21 protein-coding genes are annotated in these 18,333 nt (G+C 39.9%); 10 read left to right on the forward strand and 11 right to left on the reverse strand.

Annotation, left to right across the window (positions count from 1 at the left end; genetic code table 11):
- The first annotated feature begins 411 nt into the window (after positions 1-411).
- Positions 412-792, forward strand: a complete 381-nt coding sequence (locus IEX94_RS05325; RefSeq protein ID WP_156856592.1) for a YgzB family protein — start codon at positions 412-414, stop codon at positions 790-792.
- Between the two features lie 43 nt (positions 793-835).
- Here the strand turns inward: IEX94_RS05325 and perR are convergent, their stop codons facing one another.
- The 3 genes from perR to bcp all read right to left on the reverse strand — a co-directional run bounded on the left by perR (position 836) and on the right by bcp (position 2,902).
- Entirely contained in the window at positions 836-1,279 is a 444-nt protein-coding gene (perR, locus tag IEX94_RS05330; protein WP_156856593.1) for a peroxide-responsive transcriptional repressor PerR, read from the reverse strand.
- Positions 1,280-1,446: 167 nt separating this feature from the next.
- Positions 1,447-2,394, reverse strand: a complete 948-nt coding sequence (locus IEX94_RS05335) for a D-2-hydroxyacid dehydrogenase (RefSeq protein ID WP_188856349.1) — start codon at positions 2,392-2,394, stop codon at positions 1,447-1,449.
- A gap of 34 nt (positions 2,395-2,428) precedes the next feature.
- Positions 2,429-2,902 (reverse strand): thioredoxin-dependent thiol peroxidase, encoded by a 474-nt coding sequence (gene bcp, locus IEX94_RS05340; RefSeq protein ID WP_188856350.1) that lies wholly within the window; start codon positions 2,900-2,902, stop codon positions 2,429-2,431.
- A gap of 318 nt (positions 2,903-3,220) precedes the next feature.
- Here bcp and IEX94_RS05345 point away from each other — a divergent pair, with 318 nt between their 5' ends.
- Positions 3,221-4,510: a glutamate-1-semialdehyde 2,1-aminomutase gene (locus tag IEX94_RS05345; RefSeq protein WP_156856596.1), complete on the forward strand. Its 1,290-nt coding sequence runs from the start codon at positions 3,221-3,223 to the stop codon at positions 4,508-4,510.
- A 197-nt stretch (positions 4,511-4,707) separates the two neighbouring features.
- Here IEX94_RS05345 and IEX94_RS05350 read toward each other — a convergent pair whose 3' ends face one another.
- From IEX94_RS05350 to mutY, 4 genes are all read right to left on the reverse strand, one after another.
- Entirely contained in the window at positions 4,708-6,468 is a 1,761-nt protein-coding gene (locus IEX94_RS05350; RefSeq protein ID WP_188856351.1) for an ABC transporter ATP-binding protein, read from the reverse strand.
- A gap of 127 nt (positions 6,469-6,595) precedes the next feature.
- Complete coding sequence (gene ntdP, locus IEX94_RS05355; protein ID WP_156856598.1) at positions 6,596-7,123, reverse strand: nucleoside tri-diphosphate phosphatase; 528 nt, start codon at positions 7,121-7,123, stop codon at positions 6,596-6,598.
- Between the two features lie 123 nt (positions 7,124-7,246).
- Positions 7,247-7,414 carry a gamma-type small acid-soluble spore protein gene (locus tag IEX94_RS05360; protein ID WP_156856599.1) on the reverse strand — a complete coding sequence of 56 codons (168 nt, stop codon included), beginning with the start codon at positions 7,412-7,414 and terminating at the stop codon, positions 7,247-7,249.
- A 103-nt stretch (positions 7,415-7,517) separates the two neighbouring features.
- A complete protein-coding gene (mutY, locus tag IEX94_RS05365) occupies positions 7,518-8,582 on the reverse strand; it encodes an A/G-specific adenine glycosylase (protein ID WP_188856352.1) in 1,065 nt (354 codons plus the stop codon).
- Between the two features lie 121 nt (positions 8,583-8,703).
- Between mutY and IEX94_RS05370 the strand changes: the two genes are divergently transcribed.
- Complete coding sequence (locus IEX94_RS05370) at positions 8,704-9,690, forward strand: metal-dependent hydrolase (RefSeq protein WP_156856601.1); 987 nt, start codon at positions 8,704-8,706, stop codon at positions 9,688-9,690.
- 104 nt (positions 9,691-9,794) lie between these two features.
- On the opposite strand, the gene IEX94_RS05375 is transcribed toward IEX94_RS05370, so the two are convergent.
- Entirely contained in the window at positions 9,795-10,130 is a 336-nt protein-coding gene (locus IEX94_RS05375) for a YfhH family protein (protein ID WP_156856602.1), read from the reverse strand.
- Between the two features lie 80 nt (positions 10,131-10,210).
- Positions 10,211-11,026 (reverse strand): recombination regulator RecX, encoded by an 816-nt coding sequence (gene recX, locus IEX94_RS05380; protein ID WP_156856603.1) that lies wholly within the window; start codon positions 11,024-11,026, stop codon positions 10,211-10,213.
- Positions 11,027-11,540: 514 nt separating this feature from the next.
- Between recX and IEX94_RS05385 the strand changes: the two genes are divergently transcribed.
- A complete protein-coding gene (locus IEX94_RS05385; protein WP_156856604.1) occupies positions 11,541-12,098 on the forward strand; it encodes a GNAT family N-acetyltransferase in 558 nt (185 codons plus the stop codon).
- Between the two features lie 118 nt (positions 12,099-12,216).
- On the opposite strand, the gene IEX94_RS05390 is transcribed toward IEX94_RS05385, so the two are convergent.
- Positions 12,217-12,504 carry a hypothetical protein gene (locus tag IEX94_RS05390; RefSeq protein ID WP_188856353.1) on the reverse strand — a complete coding sequence of 96 codons (288 nt, stop codon included), beginning with the start codon at positions 12,502-12,504 and terminating at the stop codon, positions 12,217-12,219.
- 146 nt (positions 12,505-12,650) lie between these two features.
- On the opposite strand from IEX94_RS05390, the gene IEX94_RS05395 reads away from it, so the two are divergent.
- The 6 genes from IEX94_RS05395 to IEX94_RS05420 all read left to right on the forward strand — a co-directional run bounded on the left by IEX94_RS05395 (position 12,651) and on the right by IEX94_RS05420 (position 16,649).
- Complete coding sequence (locus IEX94_RS05395; protein ID WP_156856606.1) at positions 12,651-13,064, forward strand: helix-turn-helix domain-containing protein; 414 nt, start codon at positions 12,651-12,653, stop codon at positions 13,062-13,064.
- Positions 13,065-13,238: 174 nt separating this feature from the next.
- Entirely contained in the window at positions 13,239-13,640 is a 402-nt protein-coding gene (locus IEX94_RS05400; protein ID WP_156856607.1) for a GntR family transcriptional regulator, read from the forward strand.
- Positions 13,633-14,739: a DUF1648 domain-containing protein gene (locus IEX94_RS05405; protein ID WP_188856354.1), complete on the forward strand. Its 1,107-nt coding sequence runs from the start codon at positions 13,633-13,635 to the stop codon at positions 14,737-14,739. Before IEX94_RS05400 ends, IEX94_RS05405 begins: the two co-directional genes overlap by 8 nt.
- 16 nt (positions 14,740-14,755) lie before the next feature.
- Entirely contained in the window at positions 14,756-14,962 is a 207-nt protein-coding gene (locus IEX94_RS05410; protein ID WP_156856609.1) for a PLD nuclease N-terminal domain-containing protein, read from the forward strand.
- A complete protein-coding gene (locus IEX94_RS05415; RefSeq protein WP_308425582.1) occupies positions 14,962-15,873 on the forward strand; it encodes an ABC transporter ATP-binding protein in 912 nt (303 codons plus the stop codon). The genes IEX94_RS05410 and IEX94_RS05415 overlap by 1 nt, the downstream gene beginning before the upstream one ends.
- Positions 15,870-16,649: an ABC transporter permease gene (locus tag IEX94_RS05420; RefSeq protein ID WP_188856356.1), complete on the forward strand. Its 780-nt coding sequence runs from the start codon at positions 15,870-15,872 to the stop codon at positions 16,647-16,649. The genes IEX94_RS05415 and IEX94_RS05420 overlap by 4 nt, the downstream gene beginning before the upstream one ends.
- 776 nt (positions 16,650-17,425) lie before the next feature.
- Here the strand turns inward: IEX94_RS05420 and IEX94_RS05425 are convergent.
- A complete protein-coding gene (locus IEX94_RS05425) occupies positions 17,426-18,298 on the reverse strand; it encodes a ComEC/Rec2 family competence protein (RefSeq protein ID WP_188856357.1) in 873 nt (290 codons plus the stop codon).
- Positions 18,299-18,333 lie beyond the last annotated feature (35 nt).

An 18,333-nucleotide genomic window follows, 5' to 3' on the forward strand; every position in this document is an offset into this window, starting at 1 on the left:
TCTTTTTCATACTGGTTGTTTTGTTCAGTTTTCAAAGAGCAAATGTTCTGCCGTTTTCTTAACGGCGACTTGTCTAATATAACATGAATGTAATATCCTGTCAACGACTATTTTTTTATTTATTGTCGCTAAGTCGTTTGAATCTCTTTCGCTTTTGGCGACGGTTATTAATGTACCATGATATAAATTGGAAGTCAACGAAATAAAGAAAATCTAAATTATCTTTTAATTACGTTCAAAACAAGAAAATAAACGCTTCTATTATATAGTAAAATGACATCATGATTCCATTTCTCAATTTTATTTTACTAGAATCCGAACCTGTCACGAATCCCTAACCTTTTAATCCTCAATTTCAAAGAAAATATGCTATACTACAAATGGAATACTAAGGGAGGAATCTGAAAAAACATGTCACAATTAGTCTATTCGAGTAAAATAAATAAAATCCGTTCATTTGCTTTAATCTTGATTTTTGCTGGAATTCTTCTTATGTATGTAGGGTTGATTTTCAAAAGTAGAGAATGGTTGATGGTTATCTTCTTCATATTTGGTCTATTAGCAATCTTCGCGAGCTTAATTGTCTATTTATGGATCGGTACACTCTCGCTCCGAGCCGTCCCGATAATATGTCCCAGTTGTGAGAAACCGACAAAAATGCTCGGACGGGTTGATGCGTGCATGCACTGCAAACAACCGCTCACATTAGATAAAGATTTAGAAGGTATGGAGTTTGACGAGAAATACAATAAACGTAAATATGCCAAACAAAAAAATCAATCAACCGATTAAAAAAGTCACCCGGGGGTACCATCCCAGGTGACTTTAATTTAAATTAATGTTTCTCTGTTGCTACCTTACTGCACTCTTCACAAGTTCCATACAATTCCAGGCGGTGGTGGCTAATGTTAAAGCCCGCTACTTGTTCTGCCAGAGATTCTACTTCATCCAATGATGGGTAATGAAAATCTACAATCTTACCGCAACTGTTACAAATAATATGGTAATGGTCGGTTGTAGTGCAATCAAACCTGCTGGAGGAATCTCCATAGGTTAGTTCACGTACGAGCCCGATTTCTTTCAACACACGTAAATTATTGTAAACTGTTGCAACACTCATATTAGGAAACTTCCCCTCCAGCCCTTTATAAATCTCGTCCGCTGTAGGGTGAGTCATCGAACTTAGAAGGAATTCGAGAACTGCATGACGTTGTGGAGTAATCCGGACGCCTGATTCTTTTAATGTATCAATCGCATCTCGCAGTCTTTTTTCAGACATCACAGCAACCTCGCTTTCAATTAAATATTCAATCTAATAGATAATATAACATACAACTTATATTATTAATTAATAATCTTTATAATCAGTGTACCGTTATTCTCAATTCTAGTCAATATAAGTAGCTTGAGAATAGTGAAAACTTATCAATTATCTGCTAATATTAATTAATAACCGCGAGTTAAATCAATTTTATTGATGTATTCACCCTTATTACTTACATATACGGTAAGATTCTTATGGAAAATATCCAATGCCCGTTTCACATATTCTGGAGATAGACCGGAGATGTGTGGGGTGATTGTAATATTCTCTTCTTTCCAGAAGCCATGCTCTTTAGGGAGTGGCTCCTCTTTAAAGACATCAAGAACAGCATGGCCAATTTCTTCGTTGCGTATCGCCCGCAGCAGATCTTCTTCAACCAATACATCTCCTCGGCCCATATTTAAAAATACGGCGGATTCTTTCATTGCTTTAAAATGTTCATAAGTTAAAAGCTGTTTCGTTTCCTCTGTACTCGGTAGAACAGAAACAATTAAATCCGCTTTAGGTAAAATATGCAGTAATTCCGCTGTGTTATATACTTCATCAAAATGCTCAGCTGCTTTCCCGCTCCGGGAAATTCCTATTACATTCATTTGAAATGCTTTCGCCAGTCTTGCAGTTTCGCCACCGATTGCACCTGTTCCAAGGATGAGTAATGTCTTTCCGGTAATTTCTTGAACCCTTACTCCTTTATCCCACTTGGAATGACGCTCATTTTCAATAATGGTTTTCGAATTGCGGTATACTTGAAGAAGCATTGCAATTGCATATTCGGCCATTTGCGTCTTATGGATGCCTCGCGCGTTTGTAAGCAGGATCCCCTTTTCTTTCAAGCGTTCAAACGGAAAGCCATCCACTCCCGCAGATAAGCAAGCGATCCATTTTACGTTAGGTGCTTTTTCAAGCAACTCTTTCGTCACATCATTTCCGTACGTAACATATACTTCTGCCTTCTCCAAGTGCCTCTCCACTTCTGCATCAGTTTCGCCAAAAATAAATTGCTGCTCTGGAAAAGTCTTTATCAATTTTTCTTGATGCTTGTCTGCTACTTTAGCTGAAAATACAATCATGAAATCACTCCTCATCCCTATAGATTATGTTCTATTATGCATGAACTTCATCACGTAAATATTCCAGTGCCTCTTCCACATGCCCTTTCACTCGGACTTTACGGTATTCTTTTAATAACTTTCCTTCTTTATCAATAATAAAAGTAGAGCGTTCAACTCCATAATATTCTCGTCCAAAATTCTTCTTCAACTTCCAAACATCAAAGGCTTTAGCTAATTCATGGTTCTCATCCGCCAATAATTCAAATGGCAAATCATGTTTATCGATGAATTTCTGATGTCTTTCCACCGGATCTGGACTTACTCCAAGAATCACTGCATCCAGCTCACTGAATTTCTCATGATTATCTCTAAAATCACAAGCCTGCGTTGTACAGCCTGGCGTCATATCTTTCGGGTAAAAATAAAGAATGACATATTTCCCTCTATAATCACTCAAACTGATTTCCTCTCCGGACTGATTCTGTATAGTGAAATTGTTAACTTCTTTTCCTAATTCAACTGTCATGAAAATTCCTCCATCTCTTCTATCGCGGTGTAACTGGGTATAGCCCCCACATCAAGCTCCAGCAGACATTTCAGTTTCTAAGTGGGAGTTGCAGCAACCAGTAACTGCCCGGTTAATTCGACTAACATTCCGTGAAAGTGAAGTACAGCCCCACAGAATGAAGTTCTACTTTATACCCACTATATCATAGACAGTAACTGGATTCCTTAAAAAATGCTTTAATTCATTATGTACGAAATGATAATATTTGATATAGTAAATAGGCATCTATTCATTATATGTATTACTGTAATAACTCATGAACAAGGAGGCTTAACGATGAATCATCAAACATCAGAAAAATTGCATCAAGAAGCATTAGAACATATTGTCGGAGGAGTGAATTCCCCTTCCCGCTCTTATAAAGCAGTAGGTGGTGGTTCACCTGTCTATATGGATCGTGCTGAAGGTCCTTATTTTTACGATGTCGACGGAAATAAATATATTGATTATTTAGCGGCATATGGTCCAATCATTACGGGACATGCACACCCACATATAACGAAAACGATTCAAGAACAAGCGGCAAAAGGGGTGCTTTACGGAGCACCAACGAGTCTTGAAAATAAATTTGCGAAAATGTTAAAAGAGGCAATTCCTTCCCTTGAAAAAGTCCGTTTTAATAACTCGGGAACAGAAGCAGTAATGACAACTATCCGTGTCGCTCGTGCATATACCGGACGAGATAAAATCATCAAATTCGCTGGGTGCTACCACGGACATTTTGATGCAGTGCTCGTTGAAGCAGGCTCAGGACCTTCCACATTAGGAACACCGGATTCAGCTGGTGTTCCACAAACAACGGCCAATGATGTCATCACTGTTCCTTTCAATGATTTAGCAGGACTAAAAGAAGCATTAGAAAAATGGAAGGATCAAGTAGCTGCAGTTCTTGTGGAACCGATTGTCGGGAACTTCGGAATCGTGACACCACATGACGGGTTCCTTCAAGGCGTAAATGACCTTGCCCACGCGGCAGGTGCACTCGTTATTTATGATGAAGTCATTTCTGCATTCCGCTTCACTTATGGAAGTGCCCAGCAAGTGTACGGTGTCGAACCGGATATGACAGCAATGGGTAAAATCATCGGTGGCGGCTTGCCAATCGGTGCTTATGGCGGGCGGAAAGATATAATGGAACAAGTTGCCCCGCTCGGTCCAGCTTATCAGGCAGGCACGATGTCAGGTAACCCGTTATCCATGGCTGCGGGGATTGCCTGTTTGGAAGTGCTTCAAGAAGAAGGTGTTTACGACAGGTTGGAGAAGCTTGGTGCACAGCTTGAAGCAGGTATTTTAGAAAAAGCAGCGAAACATCAAATTGATATTACAATCAATCGTCTGCGCGGAGCATTAACCGTGTTCTTCGGTACAGAAGAAGTAACAAACTACGCGGAATCCGAGGCAACCGACGGTGAGGCTTTCGCGAAGTTCTTCCAACTGATGCTACATGAAGGAATAAACTTGGCCCCATCGAAATACGAAGCCTGGTTCCTAACGACGGAGCATACAGAGAAAGATATTGATGACACAATCGCAGCTGTTGACCGAGCCTTTGAACAAATGAGATAATCAAGAGCGGAAACGCCCGTTTAGCGACGTACAGATTGGACTGAGCCGGAGGAGATAAAGGAAACACAGCGACCAAAGGGAGCTGATGTTGACTTATCGTACGGAGGTAAAGGAAATTCGATAGTCGCTGGACACTGGAGCTAGATGAGATAGAACAAAAACAGGAAGAAATCTTTTAACGGATTTCTTCCTGTTTTTTATATCTTGATACCATTATCTAAATTCTGGATTTCATATAAATCAAAGTAACTTCCTTGTTTCTTCATTAACTCTTCATGTGAACCTTTTTCCACGATTTTCCCGTTTTCGATAACGACGATTGTATCGGCATGGGTAATAGTAGCAAGGCGATGGGCAACGATAAAAGTTGTCCGCTCCGCAGCAAGTTTTTCCATCGTTTCCTGGATCAATGATTCACTCTCCAAGTCAAGAGCTGATGTTGCTTCATCGAATATGAGAATTGGTGGATTTTTCAAGAATACACGGGCGATTGCGATTCGTTGTTTCTGACCACCGGATAATTTCACTCCTCGTTCACCGACTAATGTATCGTAGCCTTTCGGGAGACTCATAATAAAATCATGAGCATTCGCTGCTTTTGCCGCTTCAATTACCTCTTCATCCGAGGCATACGGATTCCCCATTCGGATATTCATTGCAATCGATTCACTAAATAAAATATTGTCCTGTAAAACCATCCCAATATTATTCCGTAAAGAGCGTGCTTTTACATCCCGAATATCTGTACCGTCTACTCGGATTGCTCCACCGGTCACATCGTAAAAACGCGGAATCAAGCTAATAAGTGTTGATTTCCCGCCACCGCTCATTCCAACAAGGGCAACGGTTTCCCCTTTTTCCACTTTGAGGTTCACATCTTTCAGTACTTGCAATTCATCCTCATCATAATGGAATGAAACATGTTCGAACTCCACCGTACCTTCCACTCGGTCCAATTGCTCGGCGCCCTCTTTATCCGTAATATCATATTTTTCATTCATGAATTCGAATACCCGGTCAATCGAAGCAATTGATTGGACTAGGACAGTGGATGAGTTGACTAAACGGCGTAACGGGCTATACACCCGGTCCATGAACCCGACAAAGGCAACCATCGTACCGACTGTCACATTCCCATTAATCACCTGGTAACCTGCATAAGCAATCACGAGCAGTGGAGCAAGGTCTGTGATTGTGTTCGTGACGGCAAATGTTTTCGCATTCCAGTCTGTATGTTCTAGGGCTTTATTCAGAAAGCCTGAGTTTCGCTTACCAAATTGTTCCTGCTCATAATCCTCCAACGCGAAACTACGGGTGACAGGTACTCCTTGAATTCGTTCATGGAGATGGCCCTGAACCTCTGCCAATTTCTGTGACCGTTCTCTTGTAAGCTGCCTGAGTCGACTATAAAAATATTTAATTGCAAATCCGAAAAACGGAAAGAGCGCAATAGCGACGAGTGTTAACGGAATATCCATAGCAAACATGATGCCAAGTGCAATAAATATAGTAATTAAATCCAGCCACACGTTCATTAACCCGGTCATCACGAAATTCTTCGTTTGTTCGACATCATTTATTACCCGGGAAATTATTTCACCGGATTTTGTCTTCGAATAATACTTTAAACTGAGCTTTTGAATATGGTCAAAAAGCTTATCACGAATATCGAAAAGAACCGTGTTTCCGACCCACTGGGCGTAATATTGTCTGGCATATTCAATCGGTGGACGGATGATTAAGAATATCAGAAAGGCGATTCCCATTACCCATAAAAGTTGGGTTACTTTCTCATCCGTTGTCAATGTCTCCACATAAATAATATCATCAAGGACATATTTAAGTATCAGTGGCATTAACAAAGGGATTCCGAATTTTAAAATCCCGATTAAAATCGTCAGGAAAATCTTCCACTTATATGGCTTTACAAATTCCATATATTGTCTAATACTACTCATGCAGTCATCTTCCTCTTATACGTGCTATAAATAATAGTTACCCATCTATTGTTAACCTTTTTCCTTTCACTTGTAAAACAAAATGCCTTGCTACAATTTGTAACAAAGCATTTAGATCGATTTCAATCTAACGGTATGTAAGGTATCGTTCATACCAATTATCGACGAAATCCGGTGCGAAGGGACCTTTCTGCTGATGGATCCAATGTTTCAATAATCTTAAGTTTTTTTGTAAGATCCGGTCGATTTCAATCGGATAATTCATCAATTTCCTATGGAGATCATATTCATCTTCATCAAGCAGCTCATACGTCATGTCCGGAAACACTCTCACATCCAAATCATAATCAATATATTTCAGGGCTTTATCTTCATATATGAATGGAGAACTAAGATTGCAATAATAATGTATGCCGTTATTTCGGATCATGCCGATAATATTAAACCAGTGTTCGGAATGGAAATAACAGATTGCCGGTTCCCTTGTCAACCATACTCTACCATCACTTTCCTTCACCTTTGTCCGATCATTTGCCCCGATTATTTCTGACTCCGTACCTTTTAAAACTAGGCTGCTTTCCCATATGCGATGAACCGTCCCATTATGTTTATAGCTTTGTATTTCTATTCTAGAACCAGGCTCCGGAGCAACCACTTGGATCAACCTTCCTTTTACGTTAATTACTCTTTTCTTTTTATATCTTATCTATTATAAAGGGAATGATATAAAATATAAAGGAAAAGAGCCTCCTATAACGGAAGCTCTTTTTTATCCAAGTTATTTTTTGTTTTGTTGAGACTTTTGGTTTTTGCGTTTTACTTCTTGTGCATCAGTCTCAGAAGCAAACTCTGTCCCATATTGACCTTGCTGTGCCATTTGGTTTTGCTGTCTTACTTTTTGTACATTGGTGCCCGCCTTAGAGTTTTTAGGGTTGTTGTTAGCCATCAATATCACCTCCGTAGTTGTTAATTTATCCATTTCTCGCAGGACTATACGGAGGAAAATATTACTTCTGGAAAGCTTGGAGAGGCACTAGGCACCAAAATGTCTAAAAACCGCGGATTCTTAAATGCGATACAGGAAATGGTAGTTTTTTCATTTCGTCTGGGCTCGCCAGACGGAGGCGGTTGTCTGCCACTTCGATCGCATCTGTTTCGGCTTCGTAAATTTCGATATCCCATATTAAATGGCTGAAGACGTGTTTCAAATCGCCGTCCCGTTTCCCAAGCATAACATCAACACCGTATTCTTTTTTAAACCACTTCGGGATATCGATTAGAGCAACTTCGCTGAGCGGAACCATTGGAAATTGGTACATATTCGCAAGCAATCCCGTTTCCGGTCGTTTTTCAATTAAATAATTGCCGTCCGCATTTTTCACCTTTAGTGCTGCATAAAATATTGGCTTTTGTTTTTTCGCCTTCGATTTTACTGGTAATTCGGCTTGAGCACCGACTTCAAAGGCACGGCAATGTTCTAGTACGGGACAGACGAGGCAAGCAGGTGACTTCGGTGTGCAAATTGTTGCACCAAGGTCCATAATCGCCTGATTAAAAGATGATGGATCTTCTTTTGAAATCACTTCCCTAACGACTGTTTCAAAATGTTTTTTCGTTCGCGGACGAGCGATATCATCATTAATTAATAACAAACGGGAAAATACGCGCATGACATTTCCATCCACGGCTGGTTCTGGCTGATTAAATGCAATAGACAGAATTGCTCCTTGAGTGTAGGGGCCGACACCTTTTAAGCTTCCCAACTCCTTCTTTTCATCCGGAATGGTTCCCCCATAATTTTCCACGACTTCCTGTACCGCTGTATGTAAGTTCCTCGCCCGTGAATAATATCCTAACCCTTCCCACTCTTTCAATACTTCTTCTTCTGGGGCTTCTGCGAGTGAGTATACGGTTGGATATTTCTCCATAAAACGTTTAAAATAAGGGATAACAGTATCTACTTTGGTTTGTTGCAGCATGATCTCAGATACCCAAATACGATAAGGGTCCCTCGACTCTCTCCAAGGGAGCATGCGCTTATTTTCATGATACCAAGTTAATAAATCAGATTCGAATGCTTTTATGTTAAAATTTTGTAAAATATCTTCTACCATTGTGCCACCTTCCTTTGGTACAATTGATGTATACGATTAAAAGTAACCTAAAAAATTATTGCTGTTTTTGACTATGAACATTGATTAATAATAATTAAAACGATAGGAAGTGTCCTTAATTATGGATACCGCTACACATATTGTAATGGGCGTCTCACTTGCAGGACTTGCAACATTAGACCCCGTTGTACAGAGTGATCCAATGCTCTTTAACGCTGTACTCGTCGGAACAATTGTCGGGTCCCATGCACCAGACTTTGATACCGTATTTAAAATGAAAGATAACGCCACCTACATCCGGCACCATAGAGGAGCAAGCCATTCGATCCCAGCCGTTATCCTATGGGGGCTACTCGTTTCCGGTGGTATATACTTATTCGTCCCAGAAGTAAGCTTTCTTCATTTATGGCTCTGGACTGCCCTTGCCGTGATCATTCACGTGACAGTTGATCTCTTCAATGCATACGGAACTCAAGCTTTCCGGCCGTTTACGAATAAATGGATTGCAAAAGGCTTCATCAACACGTTCGATCCATATATTTTCACATTGAACGTTGTCGGAATCATCGCCTGGTCACTCGGGGCAAATCCCGCCTATACGTGGATCACGATTTATACGGTCATCATCCTCTACTATATTAAACGATACTTGGATAAACGGGAAATCGTTCATAAAATCAAAGAACATTTTCCTGATACAGTAGAGATTGCAACTTCACCAACATTAAAACAAAATTATTGGCGGGTCGCAATTACGACGAAAAATCGGTTCTATGTAGGTAAAGTGGAAAATCGTCATATTGAAATTGTAGATGAATTCGAGAAAATATCCTTACCGGAAATTCCACTTATTGAAACAGCGAAGACGGATGAAAATATTGCTGCATTCTTGAACTTCTCCCCCGTTTACCGCTGGGAAATCAATGAGTTCGATGCCTATACCGAAGTAAGACTGATTGACCTTCGCTACCGCTCGAATGATTATTATCCATTTGTCGCTGTAGTGAAAATCAACCCAGACCTTGAAGTTATCAGTTCCTACACAGGTTGGATCTTCTCTGAGCATAAGCTGCAGCGGAAATTATATGCTAGTGACACGCTCGCCTAAATTGATTTATCGTTAGAAAACGAAGGTTGTCACCAAGCTATTAGGTGGCAACCTTATGTAGATAATAATACCAAATAAGAACAGCAGGCTATCCTGCTGTTCTTTTATTTATCCACCTTTTTGCCAAGTAGTGAAATCGGCAATGCTTCTATCGCTTCATATCGTTCATCAAGCAAATTAATTCGATATCCCCAAGCAAATATACCGTTTATGTACTCAATCTGAAATCGGAAACCCGGCTCCATCTTCAATTGATAAATTTCTTCTGGTTTGAATTCATCTGGGTTCATCGTGTAGGAAATGGCAACCTGCATTTTCCTTTCATTAATCTGTACTTCGGAAATATTCCCTTGCTGCTCCGCTTTCAGTGCTTTTTCTTTTAATTCCCCAATTTCTTTATATAGTTGCTCCACGGAGTAATCACTATATCGATAATTCATGTCGTTTCCCCCTATCCTTCTTCTAGCTTACCAACTTTTCACCAGGAAGGGAATAATCAAACTCCTCGCGGGAAAATTTGTTATTCCTGTTCGATCTGTTCTTCAATAAACCGCTCAATTAAATCGAAGGGAAATCCTTTCCGGTACAATCCCTCTTTAATCTTGTTTCGGAGCTCATAACCGGAAAACTTCGCTGCATGTCTCCTCACCAATTTCTCCCCTTGGAAAACAAGAGCATCCCATTCTTCATCTGTATCCAATTCACCGAAAAACTCCGAGGCAACATCTTTCACAACATCGCTAGCAAAACCTTTCTGAATCAAGTTCATCTGAAGCTGTTCCATCCGTTTACGAAAAGCATGCTTTGTGGATTGCCGAAGTTTCTTTTCCATAAACTTATACGCCTTATCATATTGCTCCTCATACCCATACATTGGAATGACACTTGCAATAATTGCCGCACTGACACCTTTTTCTTTTAATTCCTGCTCAATCAGCTTTGGACCTTTCGACGAGGTGTTCATTCTGGTGCGGATGAACATTTCGGCAAATTCCCGATCGTTCAGCAGTTTTTCTTTCGTCAGGCGCTCGATGATTTTCTCTATATACTCAGGCTCTAATTCCTTCTTCATTAAATAGTCATAAATTTCTTTTTTTGTCCGCATTCGATAGCTTAAAAAATGAATAGATTGGGTATAGAACTGATGGAGCCTTTCTTTTTGCGTTATTTTCTTGATTGTCTCTTCATCTAGTTCCAATCCCTTACGCAGCCTGAATTCGATTAGTACTGCTTCATCGACACCGAATGCAAAAGCTTCACCATTTCCATCATCAAGGAATATGTTATAACGGCTCGTATTTTTCTGTTGCGTTGTGATTCGGGTAATTTTTTTCAAAATCCTTCACCCCTTCCATCCTATTTTATCATGAAAAGAGAAGGGGCAGTGAATGTTCAGCATCCACCCAAATTTGTTTTTCATTATCCGATCATAAGTTGCTTTCGAAAGCTTGACACAGGGCCTTTGGATACTTTAATCCCGGCAGAAAAATCAGACGAAAAAGAAACAAAATCAGTAAAAAATTTTTAATAATATTTTTTTAAAAAACCCATTCACATTTTGTAAAATCCGTTGTAGAATGAGTTAAGTAAATTGATTACATCATGTAGAAAAGAGATGACGGCTTACAGCATTCCGTACGATTAAGAAATTTAATAGGGAAGGCAAATGGTGCGCCACCGGTATGTTCATACTGGTTCTAGTGGGTTCGATTCCCACCCCGAATTTTTGTTTATCGCAAGTTTTAACGTAATATCGTGGATAAAAATTCGTGGGTAGGATTCAGGAGGACCGCTTGTTTTAGTGGCTGCACCTTGAATAATACCCACCTGGAATAAAGGAGGGTTTTTTTATGCTAAAAATGCGTGAATTACAAGAGGTGCCAGTTCTGTATGAATTGATGACACATCCTGAAGTATTTCCCTACGTTAGACAAAAAGCCGACACATTGGATGAATTTTATTTTGTAACAAGACAGACGATCGAAGCCGAACAAAACCAAGAGTTGATTTCGCGAACGATTCTAGATGAATTCGGGCAGCCGATTGGTACAATCAATTTATTTGATATTGAAGAGAATCACGGATTCCTCGCCACTTGGATTGGGAAGCCTTATTTTGGCAAAGGGTATAACCGTCAGGCAAAGGATATGTTTTTTGACGAGTTATTTTTCACCCAAGGGATAGATGGTATATTCATGAAGGTTCGTAAAACGAATATCCGCTCCTTAAAAGCCGTATTAAAGCTTCCATATATCGCATTAGCTAATGAAACCTATCCTGAAGTGTTCGCGAAAGTCAATCCAGATGAGGAGATTTATGATTTATTCGTTATATCAAAGGAAAGCTATGTCTCCTACAAACAATTCGTACCTGTAGAAACAGCAGCGAGTGGTATAGAGGTTTCATAAAGTGAAACTTCATTCAGCGGGGGATCCTTCCCCCCTAATAAAGGCCGTATATTAAAATAACCAAAGCTGGTTCAGATATATCTGGCAGCTTTGGTGTTTTATTTGCTCCTATACACCGTTACTGAGTTAGATTCTCCTTATCTGTCTTAAACTGCTTCAGTGCTTCTTCCAATGCTCTTTCCTTTGTATGTTCGAAAGCATACACCGTCTGGATACCCGAGCTCTCAAAATCCATTGTCGCCTGCCAAACCTGACACTTCTCCACCCCTTCAAGATAGATGATTGTCGTTTTCTTATCCAACACTTCTATTTCAATTCTCTGATTGTTAAACACACTTCGTAATAGCAAGCTCTTTGTATAACTTGAGATTAATGGATGATATAACACCATGCAACCTAGTGACAAAGTATCACCTCCTTCGTTCTAATCAGGAACATATTATCATATGTTAACTAAATGAACAAGCGTAGTGGAACTTATTGTCTTTTTGCGTGATACCATATGTATTGTCTAAACGATTATATGATTCTAAAAAAAGTAGTGATGCTTAAATGATTGAACAAATCGCTTACAATATAAAATTTTTAAGGGAACAGAAAAAATGGACACAGCAAAGACTTGCTGATCAATTAATGATTTCCCGTTCTACCGTGACAAAATGGGAAAACAACCAGCTGACCCCTGATATACAGAGTTTAATTAAACTTAGCAGTGTATTTAACATTACACTCGATAATCTTGTAGGCAATTATACATACCACGAGGAATTGATGAAGGAATTTAAACGGATTTACCGTTCCAAATCGGTTGAATTTGATGATGAGGCTGTTAAACTTGTGGAATATATGATGAAGTTCCCTGAATTGAAAGAACAAATTTATCGTCTACAGCAATTATCCATTAAAAAGCAAATATCGGTTCAAAAGCTATTAGCAAGCATAATCGATCAATATGAACAAATTTGAAAAGAGAGCAGGAAGACTGCTCTCTTTTTTGTTGTTCAACATTCTCACGTATGGTGCAAAGGGTGCTTATGCCTATTGTTTAAAATTCGTTTTTCTGTTATATTAGTAGTATAACAGACAAACGGGTGGGACAGATGCTCTGACCCCGTGTCCCAGTGAAAGGTGGGTGTGTGTATGTTTTTAGAGCTTGATATGGCTGGGGATAAGCCGATTTATGTTCAGTTGAAGGAGCAGATTATTGAGGGGATTGCGCGGGGGAGTTTGCGGCCTGGGGATGATTTGCCTTCTGTTCGGGCACTTGCTGCTGATATTGGAATTAATTTGCACACGGTGAATAAAGTTTATCAACAGCTGCGGCAAGAAGGATATATCCAGATTCACCGCAGCCGGGGAGTGATGATTCATCCGGACGGCTTTCTTAAGGCTGATAAAACGTACCGCACAAATCTTAAAGCAACGTTACGGCCCCTCATTGCGGAAGCGATCGTCCATGATTTTAGTGCAGAGGAATTTGCCCGTTTATCTCAAGAAGTATATGAACAAATTTTAACGAAAGAAGGTGGAGAAGATGAATGAGTTCCTATTTCCAATCATCGTTTTAACGATTTTTATTCCAGTAGTAGTAACGATTACGTTCATCCCTTACTGGACGCGGAGAACGGAAAGCTTTGGAGTTACGATTCCCCAGAAAATTTATCCTAGCGCTGAGTTAAAGAAAATGAGGAAGCAGTATGCAGGATACACAAGTATATTTGCCCTGCTTCTATTAATTATTTTGTTCGTTTTAGACTGGAACGTATCTGAACAGGTGTTGGGAATCCAGTTAGCCATTACCATTATCTTATATCTACTAGTCAGCTTTCTCATTTATTTGAAATTCCACCTTGAGATGAAAAAGCTGAAAGCAAAAAGAAATTGGAATGAAGGAAAAAGTGAGCGTCTTTTTATTAGCACGAATTTCTACCAGGATAAATTAAGATATTCAAATCTCTGGTTTTTAATCTCGTTTTTCACTACATTTATCGTTATATTTTTCACCTTTAAAAATTATCATATACTTCCTGAACGAATTCCAATGCAATATAATTTCTCTGGTGAAGTAACAACCTGGGCGGACAAATCATATCGCTCTGCACTGCTTTTTCCAGTTCTAATGCTTTATATGACTCTAATCTTTTTATTTGTAAACACAATCATCTCTCGGGCAAAGCAGCAGATAGATAGTGAAAATCCGGAGAAATCATTGAAACAAAATGCAATGTTCCGTAGAAGGTGGTCACTTTTTACCATTATCGGCGGTATTGCCTTAACCTTACTCCTTGCCTTTGCGCAGATCAGCCTATTTTTTAACTTTAGCCCTGAAGTCTTTCTGATGATCACGTTGAGCTTCACAGTCTTGCTCATCGGTGGAGCCATTTACCTTTCGTTTACGACGGGTCAAGGTGGGAGCCGAATAAAGTATGGAACAATGATTAATGATGGGAAAACAATTAATCGCGATGACGATAAATATTGGAAGCTTGGGGTCATCTATTTCAACAGGAATGATCCTGCATTATTTCTTGAAAAAAGATTCGGTGTCGGATGGACGATTAATTTCGCTCGTCCTTTAGCATGGATGACACTTATTCTAATTATCGGGTTTGCGATTCTTATTCCACTATTATTCAGTTAAAATTGGAGGGATAAATATGAATGAATTTGCGATGGAATCTATTAATTTGGGATTGATTTTGCCAATATTTTTTATCCAAGGAATCTTAATAGTCGTAGCAGTTTTCGACTGGATCAAACAGGAAGAAAATGTCCGGGGTAACCGTTGGGTATGGCTTGTTATCATCCTAGTCCTCACGATGATTGGACCGATTCTATACTTTATCTTTGGAAGGAGAAAATAATGATGAGCATCCTTTCCGTAACAGGCTTACGTAAAGAGTACAAAAATATGACTGCTGTACGTGGTGTCGACTTCTCTCTTCCTGAAGGGAAGTGTATTGCACTAATTGGACCGAATGGCGCCGGGAAAACGACGATCTTACGGATTCTTGCTGGGCTGCTGAAACAGACGGATGGTGCTGTTACTTTTTCCGGTAAAGAAACAAATGCGGATATTCGTAAATTTATCGGCTACTTGCCACAGTATCCTGTTTTCCCTAGTTGGATGACCGCACGTGAATTTCTGCTTTTCAGTGGAGAAATCGCTGGCCTGACAAAAGAAGAAGCAGCGAGACGTGCAGAAGATTTAGCAGAACAAGTCGGGATTACAAATGCACTTGACAAACGGATTAGCGATTTTTCCGGAGGGATGAAGCAGCGTCTCGGAATTGCCCAAGCTATTATCCACTCTCCACAACTCCTGCTGCTTGATGAACCAGTTTCATCCCTTGATCCAATCGGTCGGCGCGACGTATTAACCTTACTTGAAAGGTTGAAAAAAGAAATGACGATTCTTTTCTCAACCCATATCCTAAATGATGCCGAAGAAGTTTGTGATGAGCTTCTTTTGCTTCATGATGGAGAAATCAATGAAGCGGGTTCAATGGAAGCATTGCGGGAAAAATATCAAACGTCTGTCATTGAAGTTGAATTTCAAGAAAATCGTCAAAGATATTTAGAGAAGCTAAAACAACTTCCGGGTATAACTGCCTGTACGCTCGAACGGCAAATTATAAAAATTCCAGTAGCTGATATTGCTCAAGCTCGGAAAGAGATTTTCCAAGCTGCAGCAGAAGAGAATTGGCCAATTATCGGTTTTAATTTAAATCGTGCTTCTCTTGAAGACCTATTTATGAAGGCGGTGAAGAAATGAGACAGTGGCAAACGCTTGTTAAGAAAGAACTGCTTGGTAACTTTCGGGATAGGAAATGGATTTGGGTACCCATCGTTCTCATTCTCCTTGCCGTCATGGATCCTGTATCAAACTATTATTTACCGCAAATTCTCGATGCAGTCGGTGGACTCCCCGACGGAGCGATTTACGAGATGCCTCAAGTCACCGGGATTGACGCCATCACGATGAGTATAAGTCAGCTCAGCAGTTTAGGAATATTAATTTTCGTTCTTATTTCCATGGGCACGATTGCTGGTGAAAGGAAATCCGGAATTGCGGAACTGATTCTTGTAAAGCCCGTATCCTATACGGCTTATATTATGAGTAAATGGACAGCACTGCTCGCACTCGTACTCGTATCCTATATCGTAAGTATGCTGTTCGCCTGGTATTATATCGGGATGCTCTATGAGTTCATACCAATCGGGGATTTTTTGCTCCTTCTTTTCTTTTACGGACTCTGGTTCATCCTCGTTGTAACGCTATCGATTTTTTATAATACGGTATTCAGATCACCTGGACTTGTCGCGTTCAGTACCATTGCAACAATTATTGTTTTGAGCGTTGTAACAAGCATGTTCGGACAAAAATTGAATTACAGCCCGAGCAATCTTTCAAACCACGCCTTGCACTATTTGCAAACCGGCGACATCTCAGGAGCGCTCATCGGCTCAGCAGTAACAACGATTAGCATCTGCGCTCTCCTGCTTGTCTGGAGTATTTATATCTTCCAGACAAAAGAACACGCATCCTAAACCGCGTCTATCATAATTGAAGTTAAATGTTAGAGTGGGAAGGAAACAGGTTTTTATTTTCCTAAACAGGCAGATTATTCGCCTTGGTGGGAAAGTAAATGGAGTTTGTTTGCCCAATAAAGCTGCTTACTCTATGCAATGGGAAAATAAACGGGAGTTATTCGACCAATCCAGCCCGTATCCTCATGTATTGGGAAAGGAAACAGAGTTTATTTTCCCAATCCAGCCGAATGCCCTATGCAATAGGAAAGTAAACTGGAGTTATTTGCCCAATAAAGCCACATGCTCTATAAAATGGGAAAATAAACATACTTTATTTTCCCAATCCAGCCGAATGTTCTATGCAATGGGAAAGTAAACAGGGTTTGTTTGCCCAATCTAGCCGAATGCTATATGCAATGGGAAAGTAAACATGCTTTATTTGCCCAATTAAGCCGCTTGCTCTATACAATGGGAAAGTAAACATGCTTTATTTGCCCAATCAAGCCACATGCTCTATACAATGGGAAAATAAACGGAAGTTATTTTCCCTATCCAGCCACATGCTCTATACAATGGGAAAGTAAAATGGAGTTATTCGCCCAATCTAGCCGCTTGTTCTATACAACAGGAAAGTAAAATGGAGTTATTTGCCCAATCCAGCCACATGCTCTATGCAATGGGAAAGTAAACTAGATTTATTCGCCCAATCAAGTAGCCTGCACACTTTAATGAGAAAACCACAATAATCGATCGGTCGCTCACGAAAAAAGCCAGCATCATTTGCTGGCTTTTTCTTATTCCTTATCCTTAATTCTTTTCAGGAACCGTTCTATCGGCTGCATTTCAGGGATCACGATATACTGTTTACCGTCCGTCTCGACTACAATATTACCATAGCCGGCTGTCGAGAAGATTTGACTTTCAACTTTGGCTAAATTGTTAATTACCCGTTCGACTGGATGTCCGTAATCATTCGAAGCACTATACGTAATAATCGACACCTCAGGATTTACTTTTTTGAGAAACTTTAATGTACTACTGGAATTCGAGCCATGATGGGCAACTTTCAAAACTTCCGAATTGACATCATACTTTTCAGCAATTGCCTCTTCCTGTTCCGCTTCCACATCACTCATAAAGAGAAAGTCTATTTCGTCATAGGACAACTTGAACGCTATGGCTGATTGATTCCTATTTTCCGCATGTTCATCTGCCGCATGCAGAATGTGCAGTTCCACATTTTCTGCTAACATGATTTTGTCATTTGCTTGAGCGATTTGTACGGGAACTTGTTCTTTGAAAAGATAGAACCGATATTTTGCAAAGGTTTTCGTCAATTGAACCTCTCCATTCTCCAAAACTTTCCGTACAGGGAAATGCTCCAACACATCGATTAATCCGCCAATGTGGTCATAATCCGGGTGGGTCGCAATCATTAAATCAATTTCTTCGATGTGTTGCTCCTTTAAGTATGATATGAGCCTATTTCCCGCTTCAGGAACACCACCATCGATTAAGATTGCCCGATTGTCAGGAGTTTCAACTAGCATACTGTCTCCTTGCCCGACATCAATAAAATGGACGCGCAAGCCGCTGTTTGGTGCTGTATATGTAATTTGCGGGATCATAAGTAATAAAAGGAAGAATAAATGGAGTACTTTTTTCATCGGTACCACCCTTTCTTCCTCTTATTTTGCACCGA

It is taken from the genome of Oceanobacillus indicireducens (genome assembly GCF_014647195.1).
Taxonomy (GTDB): Bacteria; Bacillota; Bacilli; order Bacillales; family Amphibacillaceae; genus Oceanobacillus; species Oceanobacillus indicireducens.

Excerpts from the sequence above, each read along its gene's own strand:
- perR (WP_156856593.1), bottom strand. The coding sequence starts at position 1,279 with ATGTCTGAAAAAAGACTGCGAGATGCGATTGATACATTAAAAGAATCA.
- mutY (WP_188856352.1), bottom strand. The coding sequence starts at position 8,582 with ATGGTAGAAGATATTTTACAAAATTTTAACATAAAAGCATTCGAATCT.
- IEX94_RS05410 (WP_156856609.1), top strand. The coding sequence starts at position 14,756 with ATGAATGAATTTGCGATGGAATCTATTAATTTGGGATTGATTTTGCCA.
- IEX94_RS05395 (WP_156856606.1), top strand. The coding sequence starts at position 12,651 with ATGATTGAACAAATCGCTTACAATATAAAATTTTTAAGGGAACAGAAA.
- IEX94_RS05425 (WP_188856357.1), bottom strand. The coding sequence starts at position 18,298 with ATGAAAAAAGTACTCCATTTATTCTTCCTTTTATTACTTATGATCCCG.
- IEX94_RS05375 (WP_156856602.1), bottom strand. The coding sequence starts at position 10,130 with ATGAATTATCGATATAGTGATTACTCCGTGGAGCAACTATATAAAGAA.
- IEX94_RS05360 (WP_156856599.1), bottom strand. The coding sequence starts at position 7,414 with ATGGCTAACAACAACCCTAAAAACTCTAAGGCGGGCACCAATGTACAA.
- IEX94_RS05370 (WP_156856601.1), top strand. The coding sequence starts at position 8,704 with ATGGATACCGCTACACATATTGTAATGGGCGTCTCACTTGCAGGACTT.
- bcp (WP_188856350.1), bottom strand. The coding sequence starts at position 2,902 with ATGACAGTTGAATTAGGAAAAGAAGTTAACAATTTCACTATACAGAAT.
- IEX94_RS05350 (WP_188856351.1), bottom strand. The coding sequence starts at position 6,468 with ATGAGTAGTATTAGACAATATATGGAATTTGTAAAGCCATATAAGTGG.
- IEX94_RS05415 (WP_308425582.1), top strand. The coding sequence starts at position 14,962 with ATGATGAGCATCCTTTCCGTAACAGGCTTACGTAAAGAGTACAAAAAT.
- IEX94_RS05420 (WP_188856356.1), top strand. The coding sequence starts at position 15,870 with ATGAGACAGTGGCAAACGCTTGTTAAGAAAGAACTGCTTGGTAACTTT.
- IEX94_RS05405 (WP_188856354.1), top strand. The coding sequence starts at position 13,633 with ATGAATGAGTTCCTATTTCCAATCATCGTTTTAACGATTTTTATTCCA.
- IEX94_RS05325 (WP_156856592.1), top strand. The coding sequence starts at position 412 with ATGTCACAATTAGTCTATTCGAGTAAAATAAATAAAATCCGTTCATTT.
- IEX94_RS05385 (WP_156856604.1), top strand. The coding sequence starts at position 11,541 with ATGCTAAAAATGCGTGAATTACAAGAGGTGCCAGTTCTGTATGAATTG.
- IEX94_RS05400 (WP_156856607.1), top strand. The coding sequence starts at position 13,239 with ATGTTTTTAGAGCTTGATATGGCTGGGGATAAGCCGATTTATGTTCAG.
- IEX94_RS05345 (WP_156856596.1), top strand. The coding sequence starts at position 3,221 with ATGAATCATCAAACATCAGAAAAATTGCATCAAGAAGCATTAGAACAT.
- IEX94_RS05335 (WP_188856349.1), bottom strand. The coding sequence starts at position 2,394 with ATGATTGTATTTTCAGCTAAAGTAGCAGACAAGCATCAAGAAAAATTG.